15 protein-coding genes are annotated in these 16,175 nt (G+C 63.0%); 10 read left to right on the top strand and 5 right to left on the bottom strand.

All coding sequences use genetic code 11. From position 1 onward, the window contains the following. Positions 1–33 precede the first annotated feature (33 nt). The 3 genes from GOB82_RS00760 to GOB82_RS00750 all read right to left on the bottom strand — a co-directional run bounded on the left by GOB82_RS00760 (position 34) and on the right by GOB82_RS00750 (position 1,592). The gene (locus GOB82_RS00760; protein ID WP_166118448.1) at positions 34–285 is read right to left on the bottom strand and encodes a twin-arginine translocase TatA/TatE family subunit; all 252 of its coding nucleotides are present in this window, start codon (positions 283–285) and stop codon (positions 34–36) included. A 180-nt stretch (positions 286–465) separates the two neighbouring features. Beyond that, entirely contained in the window at positions 466–924 is a 459-nt protein-coding gene (locus GOB82_RS00755) for a CHAP domain-containing protein (RefSeq protein ID WP_166118446.1), read from the bottom strand. Beyond that, positions 921–1,592: a RecX family transcriptional regulator gene (locus tag GOB82_RS00750; RefSeq protein WP_166118444.1), complete on the bottom strand. Its 672-nt coding sequence runs from the start codon at positions 1,590–1,592 to the stop codon at positions 921–923. The genes GOB82_RS00755 and GOB82_RS00750 overlap by 4 nt, the downstream gene beginning before the upstream one ends. Positions 1,593–1,839: 247 nt before the next feature. Between GOB82_RS00750 and GOB82_RS00745 the strand changes: the two genes are divergently transcribed. The 8 genes from GOB82_RS00745 (at position 1,840) to GOB82_RS00710 (ending at position 10,757) form a co-directional block, all read left to right on the top strand. Further along, positions 1,840–3,045 carry an aspartate aminotransferase family protein gene (locus tag GOB82_RS00745; RefSeq protein WP_166118442.1) on the top strand — a complete coding sequence of 402 codons (1,206 nt, stop codon included), beginning with the start codon at positions 1,840–1,842 and terminating at the stop codon, positions 3,043–3,045. After that, on the top strand, positions 3,042–4,040 hold the full coding sequence (gene argF, locus GOB82_RS00740; protein ID WP_166118440.1) for an ornithine carbamoyltransferase: 999 nt from the start codon (positions 3,042–3,044) through the stop codon (positions 4,038–4,040). The genes GOB82_RS00745 and argF overlap by 4 nt, the downstream gene beginning before the upstream one ends. Positions 4,041–4,044: 4 nt before the next feature. Next, on the top strand, positions 4,045–4,362 hold the full coding sequence (locus GOB82_RS00735) for a hypothetical protein (protein WP_166118438.1): 318 nt from the start codon (positions 4,045–4,047) through the stop codon (positions 4,360–4,362). A 99-nt stretch (positions 4,363–4,461) separates the two neighbouring features. Further along, on the top strand, positions 4,462–5,412 hold the full coding sequence (gene hslO, locus GOB82_RS00730; RefSeq protein ID WP_166118436.1) for an Hsp33 family molecular chaperone HslO: 951 nt from the start codon (positions 4,462–4,464) through the stop codon (positions 5,410–5,412). A gap of 123 nt (positions 5,413–5,535) precedes the next feature. Next, on the top strand, positions 5,536–6,432 hold the full coding sequence (locus GOB82_RS00725) for a hypothetical protein (protein WP_166118434.1): 897 nt from the start codon (positions 5,536–5,538) through the stop codon (positions 6,430–6,432). A gap of 53 nt (positions 6,433–6,485) precedes the next feature. Continuing rightward, positions 6,486–9,062 (top strand): ATP-dependent helicase HrpB, encoded by a 2,577-nt coding sequence (hrpB, locus tag GOB82_RS00720; protein WP_166118432.1) that lies wholly within the window; start codon positions 6,486–6,488, stop codon positions 9,060–9,062. Between the two features lie 132 nt (positions 9,063–9,194). Continuing rightward, on the top strand, positions 9,195–10,307 hold the full coding sequence (locus tag GOB82_RS00715; protein ID WP_166118430.1) for a S1C family serine protease: 1,113 nt from the start codon (positions 9,195–9,197) through the stop codon (positions 10,305–10,307). A 288-nt stretch (positions 10,308–10,595) separates the two neighbouring features. Then, the gene (locus GOB82_RS00710) at positions 10,596–10,757 is read left to right on the top strand and encodes a hypothetical protein (protein WP_166118428.1); all 162 of its coding nucleotides are present in this window, start codon (positions 10,596–10,598) and stop codon (positions 10,755–10,757) included. Between the two features lie 137 nt (positions 10,758–10,894). On the opposite strand, the gene GOB82_RS00705 is transcribed toward GOB82_RS00710, so the two are convergent. Beyond that, positions 10,895–11,749, bottom strand: a complete 855-nt coding sequence (locus GOB82_RS00705) for an aldo/keto reductase (protein WP_166118426.1) — start codon at positions 11,747–11,749, stop codon at positions 10,895–10,897. A 306-nt stretch (positions 11,750–12,055) separates the two neighbouring features. Between GOB82_RS00705 and GOB82_RS00700 the strand changes: the two genes are divergently transcribed. After that, positions 12,056–12,502 (top strand): DNA polymerase III subunit chi, encoded by a 447-nt coding sequence (locus GOB82_RS00700; protein ID WP_166118424.1) that lies wholly within the window; start codon positions 12,056–12,058, stop codon positions 12,500–12,502. 37 nt (positions 12,503–12,539) lie between these two features. On the opposite strand, the gene GOB82_RS00695 is transcribed toward GOB82_RS00700, so the two are convergent. Further along, positions 12,540–14,402, bottom strand: a complete 1,863-nt coding sequence (locus tag GOB82_RS00695) for a M28 family metallopeptidase (RefSeq protein WP_166118422.1) — start codon at positions 14,400–14,402, stop codon at positions 12,540–12,542. Between the two features lie 340 nt (positions 14,403–14,742). Between GOB82_RS00695 and GOB82_RS00690 the strand changes: the two genes are divergently transcribed. Beyond that, positions 14,743–16,077: an NCS2 family permease gene (locus GOB82_RS00690; RefSeq protein WP_242007125.1), complete on the top strand. Its 1,335-nt coding sequence runs from the start codon at positions 14,743–14,745 to the stop codon at positions 16,075–16,077. Positions 16,078–16,175 lie beyond the last annotated feature (98 nt).

Raw genomic sequence — 16,175 nt, 5'->3', positions numbered from 1 at the left:
ATCCGGCTTTCTACCTTCCGGGAAGGTCGCGCCTCAGGGCTGGCGGCTTTTTTCGGGCTGCACGGCTGCGGGGTCTACCGGCTGGCCGGCAGGCGGCGGGGAGATATGGCCACCGCTGCGTGAAGCAGGCTCATCCATCGGCTCATCATCCGCCATGTGTTTCTTGAAGGATTTAATCCCCTTCGCGAAGTCACCCATCATGGAGCTGATCTTGCCGCCACCGCCAAAAACCACCAGCACAACCGCAAGCACAATCAGCCAGTGCCAGATGCTAAAGCTACCCATTCAACAGCCCTCTGCGTTTACAGGCCGACACACTGCAAGACGCATTGCGCACGGCCCAAATTCCCTGTTTCCGTACTGTCCACATGGCGGCGCTTCCCCCATCATGCAAGCCCGATCTCTCTCACGGGCCTGAAAAACAGGAGAAAACTCCCCGCGGAGCAGCCTTCCGCTGGCCTCAGCTCAGGAATTACTGCCCACCAGCACAGGTTCTATAAATCCGTACGCAGGGTAGACGGTTTTGCCCATGCCGTGAATAGGCGACCACCAGACACGCACCCGTGTCCAGTTATTCTCCGTCGAGACATCTTCCACCGGCGCACTGCGCGTCACCCGACCCGGTTCCCAGTTGGCGTGGTCCACCAGCACAAGGCGCGGGCCTTTCACCACCCGCACCACGGAGACATGGCCGGACGGCAGCCGCCCCGTGGAGCGGAACACCAGCACATCGCCCTGATGCGGCGTGTCACTCCGGGCATACTGCCCGTCCGCCTGCCGCCACCAGCTTGCCGCCGCCCCGCGCAACTGAATGCCCGAGTGCTCCCGCGCATAAGGGGCACACTGCACGGACCCGTTCCACCCGCCATGCCCGGCACAGGCCGCCAGAAGCAGCGGCAGAAAAAGAACGCTTCTCTGTTTCACGACTCGGCCCTCAAACGCTCCATCCACTCCTGCGCCTCTACCAGATCCATCTCCAGCACCTTCTGCGCGATATCCCGCCCGAAGCCCGCGCGGGCCAACACCCCCATGGCGCGCCTCTGTTCGGCCTCCTCCGGGCTGCCCCGGCTGCCCTCTTCCTCCGGGGCGGCCGCTCGCGGCGGCCTGAGTGACGGCGCTCCGGCAAACGGCCCCAGCCGCCGCTTGCGCGCCAGCACCAGCGCGGAAGAAAGCTCGACCTCGGCGGGAGAAAACCCTTCCACTACCTCCTGCAGAACCGCCTCCCGCACATCCGCCTCCACCCCGCGGGCCGCCAGATGCGCCTGCACGGCGCGGCCCGAGCGCCCGGAGCGCACCAGCCTGCGGGCACGGGCATGGGCAAAGGCGGCATCATCCACAGCGCCCAGCCCCGCCATGCTCTCCACAACAGCCGCCACCACCGGGCGCAGTGCGGCGGCCGTGGCGCGCACATCCTCCTGCTCTGCCCCGGCTTTCAGGGCTGCCTGCTCCCAGCGGGCCACGCGGCGCAGCAGCACCTGCTCCAGCCCCTGCCGTGTGGTGGAAAACCGTGCGAGATGCGCCAGAGCGGCCTCCCGCAGCACCTTGTGGTCTGGCGGCGGGGCATCCGGGGGGCGTGTGCTATCAGATCCCATGTCCGTCCTTATGCCCCTTTTTCATGCAAAACGACCATTCATTCCCCGCCTGCCCCCTTCTTGCGCAAGAAATGTGACAGTTTCATGCGAGATTTTCATTTTAGACGTTTGACTCTGCGTGCAGGACGCCTTCATCATACCATTGTGCAAACGGGTCGCCCGCTCCAGACAGGCAGCGGGCGTTTTCTGTTTTGTGCTGTTTTTTCCTTTTTAATGATCACCGCACCGCAACACAAAGAACAGTTCCATGATTCCAGCCCTGACACCGACCTACAACCGTGCCCCCCTCGCTTTTGAGCGTGGCGAAGGCGCCTGGCTGTACACGACGGACGGGCGACGATTCCTGGATTTTGCCGCGGGCGTTGCCACCTGCTCCATCGGGCATGCGCACCCGCATATGGTCAGCGAACTGACCGGGCAGATCAGCCGTGTGATGCATGTGTCCAACCTGTTCCAGATTCCGCAAGCCACGCGGCTGGCGGAACGGCTGGTGGCCAACAGCTTTGCGGACAGCGTGTTCTTCTGCAATTCCGGCGCGGAAGCCAATGAAGGCATGGTCAAGTTCGCCCGCCGTGCGCAGGCTCTCTCCGGGCACCCGGAGCGGACAGAAATCATCTGCATGGATGGCGCATTCCATGGCCGGACGCTGGCCATGCTCTCCGCCACCGGCAACCCGAAATATCTGGAAGGCTTCGGCACGCCGGCTCCCGGCTTTGTCCATGTGCCTTTCAACGATATCGCAGCCCTGAAAGCCGCCATCACACCGCAGACAGCCGCCATCATGCTCGAACCCATTCAGGGGGAAAGCGGCATCAAGGTTGCCAGCCTGGAGTTCCTGAAAGCTGTCCGCGCCCTGTGTGATGAAACGGGTGTCCTGCTGGCGCTGGATGAAGTGCAGTCCGGCGTCGGGCGCACCGGGCGGCTGTTCGCGCATGAATGGGCCGGAATCACGCCGGATGTGATGTCCGCCGCCAAGGGCCTTGGCGGGGGCTTTCCCATCGGGGCCGTTCTGGCCACGGAAGCCGTGGCGCAGGGCATGACAGCGGGCACGCACGGCTCCACCTTTGGTGGAAACCCGCTGGCCTGCACGGCGGCCAATGCCGTGCTGGATATCCTGCTGGCTCCCGGCTTTCTGGAGCAGGTGCGCGCCCGTGCGGCCCTGCTGGAAACCCTGCTGGACGCGCTGGTGCAGGAAGCCCCCTCCGTCTTTTCCGAACGGCGCGGCCTTGGCCTGCTGATCGGGCTGCGCTGTGTGCTGCCGGTTGGCACCGTGCAGGCGGCGGCGCAGGAGGCCGGCCTGCTGTGCGTGACGGCGGGAGATAACGTGCTGCGGCTTGTCCCGCCCCTTACCATTTCTGAAGATGAGTGCCGGGAGGCTGTCTCCCGCCTGAAAAAGGCGGTGCAGGCCCTGACCGATACCCAGATGAACAAGACACTGGAGCCAACCCTGTGAGCGCTGCCCTTTCCTCCCTCTCCTCCACCACCACACTGGCCGGGCCGCGCCACTTTCTCGACCTGAAAGATCTGGATGCCGCCACCCTGCGGCAGATTCTGGATGTCGCCAAGGGCATGAAGCGGATGCAGAAGGGGCGGCGCTTCCCGCTGCACCCGCGCGTGCCGCTGGCAGGCCGCACCTTGGGGATTATCCTCTCCAAGCCCTCCACCCGCACCCGTGTTTCGTTTGAAGTGGGGATTCGCCAGTTGGGGGGGGATGCCGTCATCCTCTCCCCCTTGGACATGCAGATCGGCCGGGGCGAGAGCATTACCGATACCGCCCGCGTGCTCTCCCGCTTTGTGGATGCCCTTGTCCTGCGCACAGGCTGCACGGAAAACCTGCATGAACTGGCCCGCGCCGCCACCGTGCCGGTCATCAACGGGCTGACACCCTCCTCTCACCCGGTGCAGATCCTTGCGGATATCCTGACCTATGAGGAACATCGCGGCCCGGTAAAGGGCCGCACCTTTGCGTGGACGGGCGATGGGAACAACGTGCTGGTCTCCCTGATTGAAGGGGCCGTGCGCTTTGGTTTCCGGCTCCGCGCCGCTACCCCGGCAGATATGCGCCCACCGCAGGACGTGCTGGACTGGGCAAAGCAGGAAGGGGGCGATGTCATGCTGACCACAGACCCGCACGCCGCCGTAAAAGGCGCGGATTGCGTGGTGACGGACACATGGCTGAGCATGTCGGACCCGGAAGAAGACTCCGCCGCCCGCCTCGCCAAGCTCTCCCCCTACCGGGTGGATGCGGCTCTGATGGCCTGCGCCGCGCCGGATGCCCTTTTCATGCACTGCCTGCCCGCCCATATAGGGGAGGAAGTCACGCAGGACGTGTTTGAAAGCCCGCAATCCGTGGTGTTTGATGAAGCTGAAAACCGCCTGCACGCCCAGAAAGGCCTGCTGGCCTGGACAATGGGTGGAGAAAACTGGACGTCTTTCGGAAAGGAATAAGCCCATGAACGGCGCGGATAAACCGGCAGCACCCTCCGGCACGGAAGAAACCCCGGCAGCGCCGGGATGGGTGGAAGATAGTCTGGACCGTATTCTGGCCAGCCTGCCCTTTTCAGCGGAAACCCTCGCGCCGTTCCGGGCCGCCTATCTGGACTGTCTGGCCGGCTGTGGCCGGGCCGCCGATCTGGATAGCGCGCATGATGCCTGTCGGCAGGGGTTCCTGCGTGCGCTGAAAGACAGCCTCGGGCTTGAGCCTGCCGCTGCCCGCACGCTGGAGCAGAAACTTGAACAACTGGAACTCTCCATTTCCTCCGATCTCTGATCAGAGATCGGGGAAGCGGCCAGCCCCCTGTCTATCCCCCCTGTCACACACCCACTGCCCTCCCCATATTCCCGGCACTGATGACATTTAAGGTTTTTTATGGAAACGCCTGCTTTTCTTGACCGTGACCGCCCCGATGTGCCGGATCTGGTTGTTCCCGGGGGTGTCACCCCGTTCTATCTTCAGGGCCGCCCCGTGCGCGGGCGGCTGGTGCGCCTTGGTGTCCTGACCGATGTGCTGCTGACACGGCATGACCATCATGCCGTGGTCAACCGTCTGGCTGGCAAGGCGCTGGCGCTGGTTGCCGGTCTGGCCGCGGCTCTGAAATTTCAGGGCGCGTTTTCCCTCCAGATCAAGGGCGATGGCCCCGTGACCATGCTGGTGGCGGACTGCACGGACACCGGCGCCCTGCGCTTTTACGCCCGCACGGATGAGGACGCCCTGAACACCCTGCTTCAGGAAACCCCGAACCCGACGGACCGTGAACTGCTGGGTGATGGCTATATGGCCCTCACAGTGGATCAGGGGCCGGATACGGACCGGCATCAGGGGATTGTGGACATCGCGGGGGATGATCTCGCGGCCATGGCCATGCACTATTTCAGCACCAGTGAGCAGCATGCCTGCTGGGTCTATCTGTGCTGCACCATGACGGATGCAGGCTGGCGCGCGGGCGGGCTGGTGCTTGAACGCATTGCCGGTGAAGGCGGCACGCATGTGGTCGGGCAGGACGATGCCGACGCAAGCTGGGAGACAGCCACCATTCTGGCCTCCACCCTGTCCACCAGGGAAGTGCTGGACGACACACTCGCCCCCGCCACGCTGCTGCACCGCCTGTTCCATGAAGAAGGGCTGCATGTCAGCCACCCGCGTGCTCTGGCCTATGGGTGCCGGTGCTCCCGTGCGCGTCTGGCCAGTGTGCTGGAAGGGTTCGATACGGATGATCTGGACCATATGTGTCAGGATGACGGGCTGATTGTCATGACCTGCGAGTTCTGCAACATCGACTTCCGGTTTCCACGCAAGGATATCGCGCCGCGCACTGCCTGAGGGCACGGCACAGAACCGTTGACCGGACCTGCCCCCCGGAGGCAGGATTTGGCCGGGCAGAGTCCCGGCTCCGGTCCGTACCCTGCCTTATCCGGGATCTGGCCTGAAGGGATCTGTTTTTCCATGTCGCTGTTTATTCGCCCGCTTCGCGCATCATGCACCGTCGCCCTGCTTCTGCCGGCCTTTCTGGCAGGCTGCGCGGGTGACTCGCAGCCGACAAAATTTGCCCCCCTGCGCTATGATTATCTGAGCGTGCTGCACCTCAACGCGGCCTCACTCGCCATTGAGGACAACACGCAGCAAAACCCGCTTCCGGGCGATATCAGCTCTAATGCCCCCACTCCGCCCGCACAGGCCCTGCGCCAGATGGCGCAGGACAGGCTGGCGGCCTCAGGGTCTTCCGGCACGGCCAAGTTTGTCATTGACCGGGCATCCATCTTCCATTCCGCCGGAGGCGTTCTCTCCGGGCAGATGGCTGTGCATCTGGTGCTGCTGAACAGCGGCGGCACGCAGGCGGCACGGGCTGAAGCCCATGTCTCCCAGACCATGCACCCGGATCTCTCCAAAGGCGATGCGGACAGCCCGGCCAACCTGTACGAACTCACGAACGACATGATGCAGCGCATGAATGTTGAGTTCGAATATCAGGTCCGCAACACCATGAAAAACTGGCTGGTAGATGCAGGGGGCACGCCGCTTGGTTCCGCCATCCAGAGCCAGTCTCTTGATGCGCCGGGGGCCAAATCCCAAACCGTTGCCGCGCCGGATGTCACCGCGCCAGCAGTGGCCGCACCCGCCATCACCACACCCACCATCACCACACCCACCATCACCACCCCGGCCATCACTACACCGGTCGTCCCGGCCAACGAGCCCGCAGCGCCTCCCCCGCCGCCAGCCCAAGCCTCTGAACCGGACCCGGTTTTCCCGGCAGGTGAGGATGATGGCACCGCCTCCCCCTCCGCACCGTCACGCGGGATTTCCCCCAAGCCCGGCGTCCTGCAACTACCAAAGCACTGAGGCTCTGACTGTCCCTAAGTCAGGCCTCCTCTCCGGCGTCACATCACGGTACCATGGCTGAGCAGACACCCCCTTCCTCCCTGTTCGCCATTGCGGATGGCCTGCCCGTGCAGGACATCCTGCCGGAGTTGTGCGCCGTTCTGGCTCGCGCTCCCACGGCAGAGCACCCGGCTTCCGCCATTCTGGTCGCCCCACCCGGGGCAGGCAAAACCACCACCGTGCCACCGGTTCTGGCCGCGGCCCCGTGGCGGGGCGAGGCTGACCGCATCATCATGCTGGAGCCCCGCCGTCTGGCCGCCCGCGCGGCGGCCACACGCATCGCCTCCCTGATGGGAGAAGAGGTGGGCGGCTTTGTCGGCTTCCGTACCCGGCTGGACTCCGCCATCTCTGCCCGCACCCGGATTGAGGTGCTGACAGAGGGCCTGTTCCTGCGCCGCCTGCTGGCTGACCCCATGCTGGAAAACGTGGCCTGCGTGGTGCTGGATGAAGTGCATGAACGCTCTCTGGAAGCAGACCTCGCGCTGGCCTTCTGCCTCGACCTGCAACGGACCTTGCGACCGGACCTGAGGCTGGTTGCCATGTCCGCCACGGCGGAAACGGAACGGCTGGCCAGCTTGATGAACGCCCCCGTGCTGACCAGTGAAGGGCGGATGTACCCCCTGAGCGTTCACCACGCCAAACGGGATATTCCGCACCTGCGTGACCTGCCCGCAGCCACCGCCACCGCCGTGCGGCAGGCGCTGGCAGATACGGAGGGCGATATTCTGGTCTTCCTGCCCGGCACGGGCGAAATCCGCCGCACAGCCCAGCTTCTGGAGGACTGCCGCGCCCTTGTCCTGCCCCTGCACGGAGAACTCCCCCCGGCCGAGCAGGCACTGGTGCTGCGCCCCGGCCCGCAGGGGCAAAGGCGCGTCATTCTCTCCACCTCCATTGCGGAAACCTCTCTCACCGTGCCGGGCGTGCGCGTGGTGGTGGATTGTGGTTTCCGGCGCGCCCCGCGCTTTGATGCCGGGGCGGGCCTTTCCCGGCTGGAAACGCTGCGCATCTCCCGCGCGGCCGCCCGCCAGCGGGCCGGGCGCGCCGGACGAGAAGCCCCCGGCACCGCCTTTTGCCTATGGACCAGCGCCACAGAACGCGGCATGCCGCAGCACGACCGGCCGGAAATTCTGGAAGCCGACCTCTCCGATTTTGTTCTGGCCACAGCCTTGTGGACCGAGACCGTCGGCGCATCCGATACGCCCCTGCCCTTGCCCGACCAGCCCTCCGGCAGTGCCGTGGCAGCGGCCAGAGAGTTGCTGTGCATGCTGGGCGCGCTGGATGATGCCGGGCAGATTACCCCGCATGGGCGGGACATGATCGCCCTTGGCACGCATCCGCGCCTTGCCGCCATGATGCTGGCCGCCCGTTCCCCGGCGGAAGCCGCTCTGGCGGCGGACCTCGCGGCCCTGCTGGAAGAGCGTGACCCCCTGCGCCCCCGCGCCACGGGGCAGGGTGGGCCGCCGCCCGTTCCACCCTCTGACATTTCCCTGCGGCTGGACCTGATTGCGGGGGGAGACCACCCTCAGGCTGACCGGGGCGCGCTGGCCCGCATCCGTCAGGCGGCCTCACGCTTCCGCACCCGGCTGGGCCTGCGGGCGCACCAGCAGGCCGAGGGGGATGCCGCAGCGCTCATCGCCGCCGGATTTCCAGACCGCATTGCCCTCTCCCGTGGGGAGGCTGGCTCCTTCCGCCTTTCCGGCGGCACCAATGCCCGCCTGCGCCGGGAGGACGGGCTGGCTGAAAAGAAGCTTCTGGCCGTGGCCGGGCTGCACCTGCGCAACTCCGCCGAAATTCGTCTTGCCGCCCCGCTGGACCTGAACGCCCTGCCCCCGGCCCTGCTGGACCGCACAAAAGAGCAGGTTGAAACGTCTCTGGATCCGGTTTCGGGTAACATTCTGGCCCGCCGCCGCACGCGCATCGGCTGCCTTGTCCTGCGTGACCTGACAGAGAAAGTGCAGGCCAGCAACGCAGCCCCCCTGCTGCTGGCACAGGCCAAAGCCACGCCGGACACCGCGCTGGAGTGGACAGACACCGCCCGCCAGCTTCAGGCCCGGGTGGAGACGGCGCGCGCCCTGCCCGCAGGCACCGCTTCCGCAACCGGCCCCGGAGAAGACTGGCCGGATTTCACCACCCCCGCGCTGGCCGAACGGATGGACGAATGGCTGGCGCCATATCTTGACGGATTAACTTCTCTGGCAGACCTGCGCGGGCTGGATCTGGCAGCGCTGCTGAAGACGCATCTGGGCTACAGCCTGAATGCCTGGCTGGATACACATCTCCCCACCACCCTCACTTTTCCCGGTGGCAAGGCCAGTGTGGACTATACCCAGCCGGTGCCCGTTGCTTCCGCCCGGGCGCAGGTATTCTATGGCACGGAACAGACACCACGGCTGGCCGGAGGGCGCGTGCCGCTGCGTCTGGCCCTTCTCTCCCCCGCGGGACGACCACAGGCCATTACGGCGGATCTGGCCGGGTTCTGGAAGGGCGGATGGGCGGACATGCGGCGGGACATGCGGGGCCGTTACCCCCGGCATGAATGGCCTGAAAATCCGGCCCTTAGCCCGGCCCAACCCCGCAAGCCGCCACGTTAACGATTAGTAACCGAATAGCCACACCACGTTGCGCAACAGTCACGTTGCGCCGCAAACCCTGCACAGAATCATTGCGCGGAAGAGGAAAACAAGGCCAGAAGTCTTTATGACCGGAATGCAGGCCACACAGTTATGAAGATATTTATGCGGGGCCTGCCAGTTCTGGCCACCCTCTGTCTGGCCAGCTTTTCAGCCGAACGGGCCACCGCACAGGGGGATGCACTTCCGGCTTCCGTGCCCTTTCAGCCCCCCACGCCGCTGGTCTCCGCTCCCGGCCCGACCAGCTTCGCCCCGCTGGTGCGCAAGGTTGTGCCCGCCGTGGTGAATATCGCCGTCACGCGGAATTCTGAATCCGGCAAAAACAAAAAACTGCCCTCCGCCGTAAAAGGCACGCCTCTGGAGCGCCGCTTCCGGGAGAGAATGCGCAAGCATGGTGATGAAATGCTGGGCGCTGGCTCCGGTTTTATTCTGGACCCCTCCGGCGTTATTGTCACAAACGGCCATGTTGTGGAGGATGCCGACAAGATTACTGTTGCGCTGGTCAACGGTAAGGAATTCACGGCCAGACTGATCGGGATTGATGACCTGACAGATATTGCCGTTATCAAGATCGACAGCCCCACCCCTCTGCCCTTCGTGGAATGGGGGGACAGCCGCCTTGTGCAGGTGGGGGACTGGATTATGGCCGCGGGCAACCCCTTCGGCCTCGGCTCGTCCGTTACGGCCGGCATTGTCTCCGCGCGCGGGCGGGATATCGGCACCGGGCCGTTTGATGATTTCCTTCAGCTTGATGCCCCCATCAACCCCGGCAACTCCGGCGGCCCCACCTTCAATCTGGCCGGGCAGGTCATTGCGCTGAATACGGCCATTGTCTCCCCCACGGGCGGGTCTGTGGGGCTTGGCTTTTCCATTCCGTCTGAAATTGTCATCCCGGTTGTGCAGGCGCTGCAACGTGATGGCCGGATTGACCGCGGCTGGCTGGGAGCCACGCTGGAAGATATCTCCACCCATAACGGCACCCGCGTGACGGATGTGGACCGCAATAGCCCCGCCGCACAGGGCGGGCTGAAGCGCGGGGATATCATTACCGCCATGAACGGAGAGCATATGGACACCGCCCGCACCATGATCCGCGCTGTGGCGGCGGCCCATCCGAATAACGCCGTGCAGATCAGTGTGCAGCGCCAGAGTCAGCCTATGATGCTGACTATCCATATCGGACACCGCCCTCTTTCAGAAGAGTGAGAGGGATCGGCTTTCCCTTTGATATATTTGGAAAATAAATATATCTTCGTAAATACAGAGAAATAAACTCTCAATTACACCCTTGAGAAACAAGACCAAAACGGTCCATTACTTACGAAACTCAAATAAATATTGACCTCCCTTTCCGCCAGCGTAAAATAGGCAGCAAGAGAAATACATTTTCGGAATAAGTTATTCGAGGGATGTGTTTCTGAAAGCCCACCCCCTGTCCTGCAGGGCGTTGCGGGTCTTGTGCTGAATATTGTGCGCCACCGAAAGGGCTTCACCATGCAATTGTACGGTTTTCTGACACTCCTCGGTCTCGATCTGCTGCTGAGCGGCTTCAAACAGGGTGAAATGAGCTTTCTGACCTTTGTCATCGCGTTCGGCCTGCCGGTTGTGCTGATGGCAACCTATGTTCTGGACAACATGCAGAAAGACGGCGTCTGATTTCAGAGGCCGGATATCAGGCTGAAGCCTTTTATCTGAAGACCAAAAAAGCCGCCGAGGCTCCCGCCCGGCGGCTTTGCTGTCTCTGACACGCCCCGTTCGCCCGGAACCGCTCTCCGAAGCGTTTCCGGAGGGCTTCAGATCATATCCAGAGGCACCTTTCTGGTGGGCGGCGGAAAAGCCGTATCAAGCAACGCCAGATCCTCATCGCTCAGCGTGATCTCCTGCGCGGCAATATTTTCCTTGAGATGCACAAGAGACGTCGCTTTGGGGATGGGCATGACACCGTTCACCCGCAGCACCCATGCCAGCGCAATCTGCGCCGCAGTCGCCGGACCGGTGCTGGTGGTGTGTCGGGCCGCAACAGCTTTCAGCGCCGCATTTCGCAGCAGTGCGCCCCCCTGCCCGATGGGGGAATAGGCCATGGTGGTCACATGCCGGAAGCGGTTTGTATCCAGCAGGTCATACTCCACGCCACGATGCTCCAGATTGTAGAGAATCTGGTTCGCCACGCATTCGCAGGGGGCCGTAAGCCGCTCCAGTTCCAGCATGTCCTTCACATCGAAGTTGGACACACCCCAGTAGCGGATCAGCCCTTCCTCTTTCAGCTTGCGGAAGGCCTCAACCGTTTCCTCCAGCGGCACACTGCCCCGCCAGTGCAGCAGGTAGAGGTCAATCCGGTCTGTCGCCAGCCGACGGAGCGAGACACGGCAGGATTTGGCCACCCCCTCCGCCGTAGCATTGGACGGCAGCACCTTTGTCACCAGAAAAACCTTGTCCCGCATATCGGACACGGCATCCCCCACCAGACTTTCCGAGCGTCCCTGCCCGTACATCTCGGCGGTATCCACAACCTTCAGCCCGGCCTCCACCCCGTAGCGCAGACTGGCTACATCCTCTTTCCATCCGGCGGAGGTCTCTCCCATATTCCAGGTGCCCATCCCCAACGCAGGAAGAACTGTGCCATCTGCCAGCGTTACTGTTTTTGCCATGTTGGTTTCGTCCTTTTTCCTGAAACAGGGCCAGGCTGCGCCCCCTGAAACGCCACCCCTGCCAGACATCCTGACCAGATATCCTGACAGGCAAAGCGCAAACAGGACGCCAGACATCCCTCTGCTGTGGCAGCATTCCCTGCATGGTCCAGAGTGTCGAGTCAGCGCAGGAGCAGCACGATCGTTCCCTCGCGCGCTGCCTTGCGGGATCCGCACATGCGCCCCGCAGACACATCACCCGGCCCTCTGCACGGCCGCCGGAAGCTGATATACTCCCTCCATGGCAGAGTACAGGACCACCCCGGCATGACGCAAATCGGCTTTTATCACCTCACGCGCACCAGTGTTACGGAGGCGCTGCCGCAGTTGCTCTCCCGCACGCTGGCAAGCGGGCAGAAAGCTGTTGTGTGGTGCGCGGGCAAACCTCTGCTGGACGAGCTTGATAAAGCTTTGTGGAAAGTGTCTGACCCCGCATGGCTTCCGCATGGCAGCGCGGGCATCCCGTGCCCGGACCTGCAACCCATCTGGCTGACACTGGGGGAAGATGCCCCCAACGCCGCCCCGTTCCTCTTCCTGCTGGAAAACCGGACCTGCCCGGAGAACCCGCCCTTTGAGCGGGTGTTTGATCTGTTTGACGGGCATGACGAAGCGGCCGTGGCCGCAGCCAGAGGACGCTGGAGCACCCTGAAAGCCGCCGGGCATGAACTTGCCTACTGGCGGCAGGAAGACCGCGGCTGGAAACGCGCACGGTAGGCGGCGGCCAACACCGCCGCCCTGAAGCCTGTTCGGGTTAGTGCCCGCCGCGCACAGCCGCACTCTGCGCCCGCACGGCAGCAAATTCCGAACCGGGCTTCCACTGCGGCCAAGCCTGTGAAAAAGCCAGAGTGCGGCCTACATTATACAGAAGAGCAACATCTTCCGCCGCACCCCGTACATCCCAGTCCAGGCTCCAGGCATCACAGGCCTGATGGTAGCAGACCATATAATCCTGCAACCATTTGCGTCCGGCAGGCACGCCGCCTTTCAGCAGGTCCGGGTATCCCGCCATATCCATCAGCGCCACCACGGGCACACCTGCACGGGCAAAGGGCAGATGGTCCGCACGGTAGAAGGCCCCGCGCTCCGACATGGCTTCAGGCAGCATCACGCGGCCCTGCCGTTCCGCCGCAGCCACCACATCATCCTGCACCGTATCCTGCCCTGCCCCCACCATGTAGGCCGTGCGGGATGGCCCGGCCATCTGCAACACATCCATCGTGAAATTGGCAGCAGTTTTTTCAAGCGGCGCCAGCGGGTGCGCGGCATACCAGCCCGACCCCAGAAGGCCACGTTCCTCAGCGGTCCAGGACGCAAACATCACCGTCCGCTCCGGTTTCGGCCCGGCCTTGAAGGCACGGGCAATTTCCAGAACACCCGCCACACCCGAACCATCATCAATCGCGCCATGGCGGATCACCTCATGGCCCTGTGCATCCTTGCTCATGCCGAACGCATCCCAATGCGCGCCGAACATCACGGTCTCATCCGGCCTTTTGCTGCCGGTCAGTTTACCCAGCACGTTCTGGCTTTCCAGATGCGTCACCTCCACCGGCACCGCGAGGGAGAACGCCGCATGCGGCAGTGTTACCGGCTGGAAGGACGCCTGCCGCGCCTGCACACGCAGCGCGGGCAGATCCAGCCCCGCCTTTGCAAAAACCTGTGTTGCCGCAGGCGTGGAAATCCAGCCCTGCATCAGAAGAGACTGGTTCTGGCCGCTCTGCTCAAAATCAAACGCCTCGCCACCCGGTGCAATCACGGTGGACCAGCCATAGGCCGCACCCGGTGTGTCATGCACAATCAGCGCGCCAATCGCGCCACGGCGGGTGGCTTCCTCATATTTGTACGTCCAGCGGCCATAATAGGTCATGGCCCGACCACCAAATTTTCCAGCCACAGGCTCGCCCGGCTTTGCATCAAAATCCGGATCGTTAATCAAAAAGACAGCAATTTTGCCTTTAAGGTCCACGCCCTTGAAATCATCCCAGCCGCGCTCGGGCGCATGCACGCCGTATCCCACAAAAACCAGTGGTGCATTCTGGATTTCAAGATGATCCGCCCCGCGCGCGGTGGTGAAATAAACATCCTTCACCTGCTCCAGAGGCAGGGTGTCTGTGGCATAGGCAACCTGCAGGCGCGTCGCTTTGCCCACGCGGGTATGCTGAAGCGGCACACGCTGCGTCCAGCCACCGTTCTCACCGCCCGGTTCAAGGCCAATCTGCTTGTACTGCGCAATCAGCCAGGCAACAGTGCGCGCCTCCCCCGCAGAGCCGGGGGCACGGCCTTCAAACGCATCGGACCCAAGAACCTTCATGGCGTCAGACATCCGCTGCGGGCTGATGGGCGCGTAAACCGAGGGCGCAACATCCGCCGCATACGCCACCCCCTGCGCCGCGCCCGCCAGCAGCCCGGTTGCCAGCGCCACGAGAGAAACCGCACAAGCCAGCCCCCGGCTCCGTAGCCCGACATAGCGCCCCGTGCGCCTCTGGGCGCCCAGCCCGCGCAATGCGCCAGAACGCTGCCCCGCCCGATGCCCTGCACCGCCCCCTGCCTCTTGTTCGGGCCGAAGTTCCGGCTGAAGTGCTACCCCGAGCGCTGCCTTGTCTGGTGTTCGCATGTTGTCGTGTCCTGTTGCCCATGATGCCGGAATTGTATCGGAAACAATACTAAGGCCTGTCTTCAGTGAGCGGCAAGGCCATCTGAGGGGTATAGTTTCTGGCGGCTTATGCTGCGTGTTTTCCCGAAAGGGTCGTGTTCCGGCACGCTTCCCGCCTCGCCGTGGCGGTGGGAGCCGGGAACGGCCTATCGCCCGTGAGCCGGAAGGGTTTGTCAATGCTCAGACCGGTCAGGCCCATCGTCGTGTTTGGTAAAGATGGCTGGCATCGGGGGCATTTGGGCGATAGATTTATTCCGCCACAGAAACTGGATTGCTGTTTATCATGAGAGGCGTCTTATCTTTGCAAAAGCTCCTGGGGTTCAATGGGGCGGACCGTCAGTCCAGCGTGGGAACAGAGGTTCTGGCCGGACTGACGACCTTTGGCGCCATGGGGTATATTATTGCCGTCAATCCGGCCATTCTGTCAGCCACAGGGGCGGACAGGGTCGATATGATTACCGTCACCGTCTTGGCCGCCATGTGCGGCTCCCTGCTTATGGCGTTCCTCTCCCGCCTGCCGATTGCTCTTGCGCCGGGCATGGGGTCCAACGCGGTTTTTGCACAGGTTGTGGTGGTCAAAATGGGCCTCTCCTATGGGACCGCGCTGACCATGGTGCTGGTGGGAGGAATTTTGTTTACCTGCCTGTCGCTCAGCACTGTGCGGCAGAGCATTGTGCAGGGCTTTCCCGTTCCCATCCGCATTGGGCTACAGGCGGGCATTGGTCTGTTTATTGCCTATCTGGGCCTGCGGAGCGGCGGGCTGATTGTAACAGATGCCGGTGGTGGCGTTGCTTTTGCTGATCTGCGCTCTCCCGCGGTTCTGGTGGTTTTTCTCTCGCTCCTTCTGATTGCAGGGCTGGTTGCGGCCCGCGTGCGCGGGGCTATGCTGCTGTCCATTCTGGCGGTTACTGTGGCAGGGCTGTTTATCCAGACCAGTCCGGGCCACATCATGACCGTTCTGCCATCACAGGTGGCGGCGCTACCCCATATCCCCAAAGCGTATTTTTTTGCTTTTGATACCAGCGAGTTTTTTCACAACTTCTTTCTGGTTCTCCCCCTGACACTCTACTTTTTCCTGTCCGATTTTTTCTCGGCAACCGCGACCATGATGGCCGTTACCCGGCGTGCGGGCATGATGGACGCGCAGGGTAATTTTTTAAATTCAAAGCGTGCTTTTCTGGCGGACGGGCTGGCCTCCATTGTTGGGGCATGCCTTGGTAGCCCGACCGTGGCGGCCTATGTTGAATCCGCAACCGGGGTGGAGGCAGGCGGGCGCTCGGGCCTGACAACCCTGACTGTTGCACTCCTGTTTGGTCTGAGCGCGTTTTTCTGGCCTCTCATTGCCTGCATTCCGCCGCAGGCCACCACGGCGGCCCTTGTCATGGTCGGCATTCTGATGATGGAAGGACTGAGCGAGCTGGATATTTCCGACCCGTTCCAGAGCATTTCCGCCGGGATGATTGTGCTGCTCACGGTCACAACTGCCAATCTCATGATCGGGATTTGTGCCGGGTGCTTCGCCTATACGGTCATGGCGGTAGCAACACGGAGTTGGGCCCGGTTAACGCCTGTTTTTCTGCTGACCAACGTTCTGCTGGTGATCTACCTTGTGCTGGTCACCTATACAGTCACCTGACGGAGCCACCGGAACCGCTTCAGAAATGATGAACACGCATAGCTGGCCCGTTCCGGCATTGCAGTGTTGGCACGGCCCTCCGCCTGTGCCTAGAAATG

This window comes from Acetobacter farinalis (assembly GCF_011516935.1).
Classification (GTDB): Bacteria; Pseudomonadota; Alphaproteobacteria; order Acetobacterales; family Acetobacteraceae; genus Acetobacter; species Acetobacter farinalis.
Note: the sequence above shows the minus strand (reverse complement) of the source record. Positions and strands in the feature narration are given on the sequence as shown.

Bases quoted from the DNA above. Each gene is read 5' to 3' on its own strand.
- GOB82_RS00705 (WP_166118426.1), bottom strand. From the start codon at position 11,749: ATGGCAAAAACAGTAACGCTGGCAGATGGCACAGTTCTTCCTGCGTTG.
- GOB82_RS00710 (WP_166118428.1), top strand. From the start codon at position 10,596: ATGCAATTGTACGGTTTTCTGACACTCCTCGGTCTCGATCTGCTGCTG.
- GOB82_RS00735 (WP_166118438.1), top strand. From the start codon at position 4,045: ATGAACGGCGCGGATAAACCGGCAGCACCCTCCGGCACGGAAGAAACC.
- GOB82_RS00750 (WP_166118444.1), bottom strand. From the start codon at position 1,592: ATGGGATCTGATAGCACACGCCCCCCGGATGCCCCGCCGCCAGACCAC.
- hrpB (WP_166118432.1), top strand. From the start codon at position 6,486: ATGGCTGAGCAGACACCCCCTTCCTCCCTGTTCGCCATTGCGGATGGC.
- GOB82_RS00725 (WP_166118434.1), top strand. From the start codon at position 5,536: ATGTCGCTGTTTATTCGCCCGCTTCGCGCATCATGCACCGTCGCCCTG.
- hslO (WP_166118436.1), top strand. From the start codon at position 4,462: ATGGAAACGCCTGCTTTTCTTGACCGTGACCGCCCCGATGTGCCGGAT.
- GOB82_RS00695 (WP_166118422.1), bottom strand. From the start codon at position 14,402: ATGCGAACACCAGACAAGGCAGCGCTCGGGGTAGCACTTCAGCCGGAA.
- GOB82_RS00715 (WP_166118430.1), top strand. From the start codon at position 9,195: ATGAAGATATTTATGCGGGGCCTGCCAGTTCTGGCCACCCTCTGTCTG.
- GOB82_RS00760 (WP_166118448.1), bottom strand. From the start codon at position 285: ATGGGTAGCTTTAGCATCTGGCACTGGCTGATTGTGCTTGCGGTTGTG.
- GOB82_RS00700 (WP_166118424.1), top strand. From the start codon at position 12,056: ATGACGCAAATCGGCTTTTATCACCTCACGCGCACCAGTGTTACGGAG.
- GOB82_RS00745 (WP_166118442.1), top strand. From the start codon at position 1,840: ATGATTCCAGCCCTGACACCGACCTACAACCGTGCCCCCCTCGCTTTT.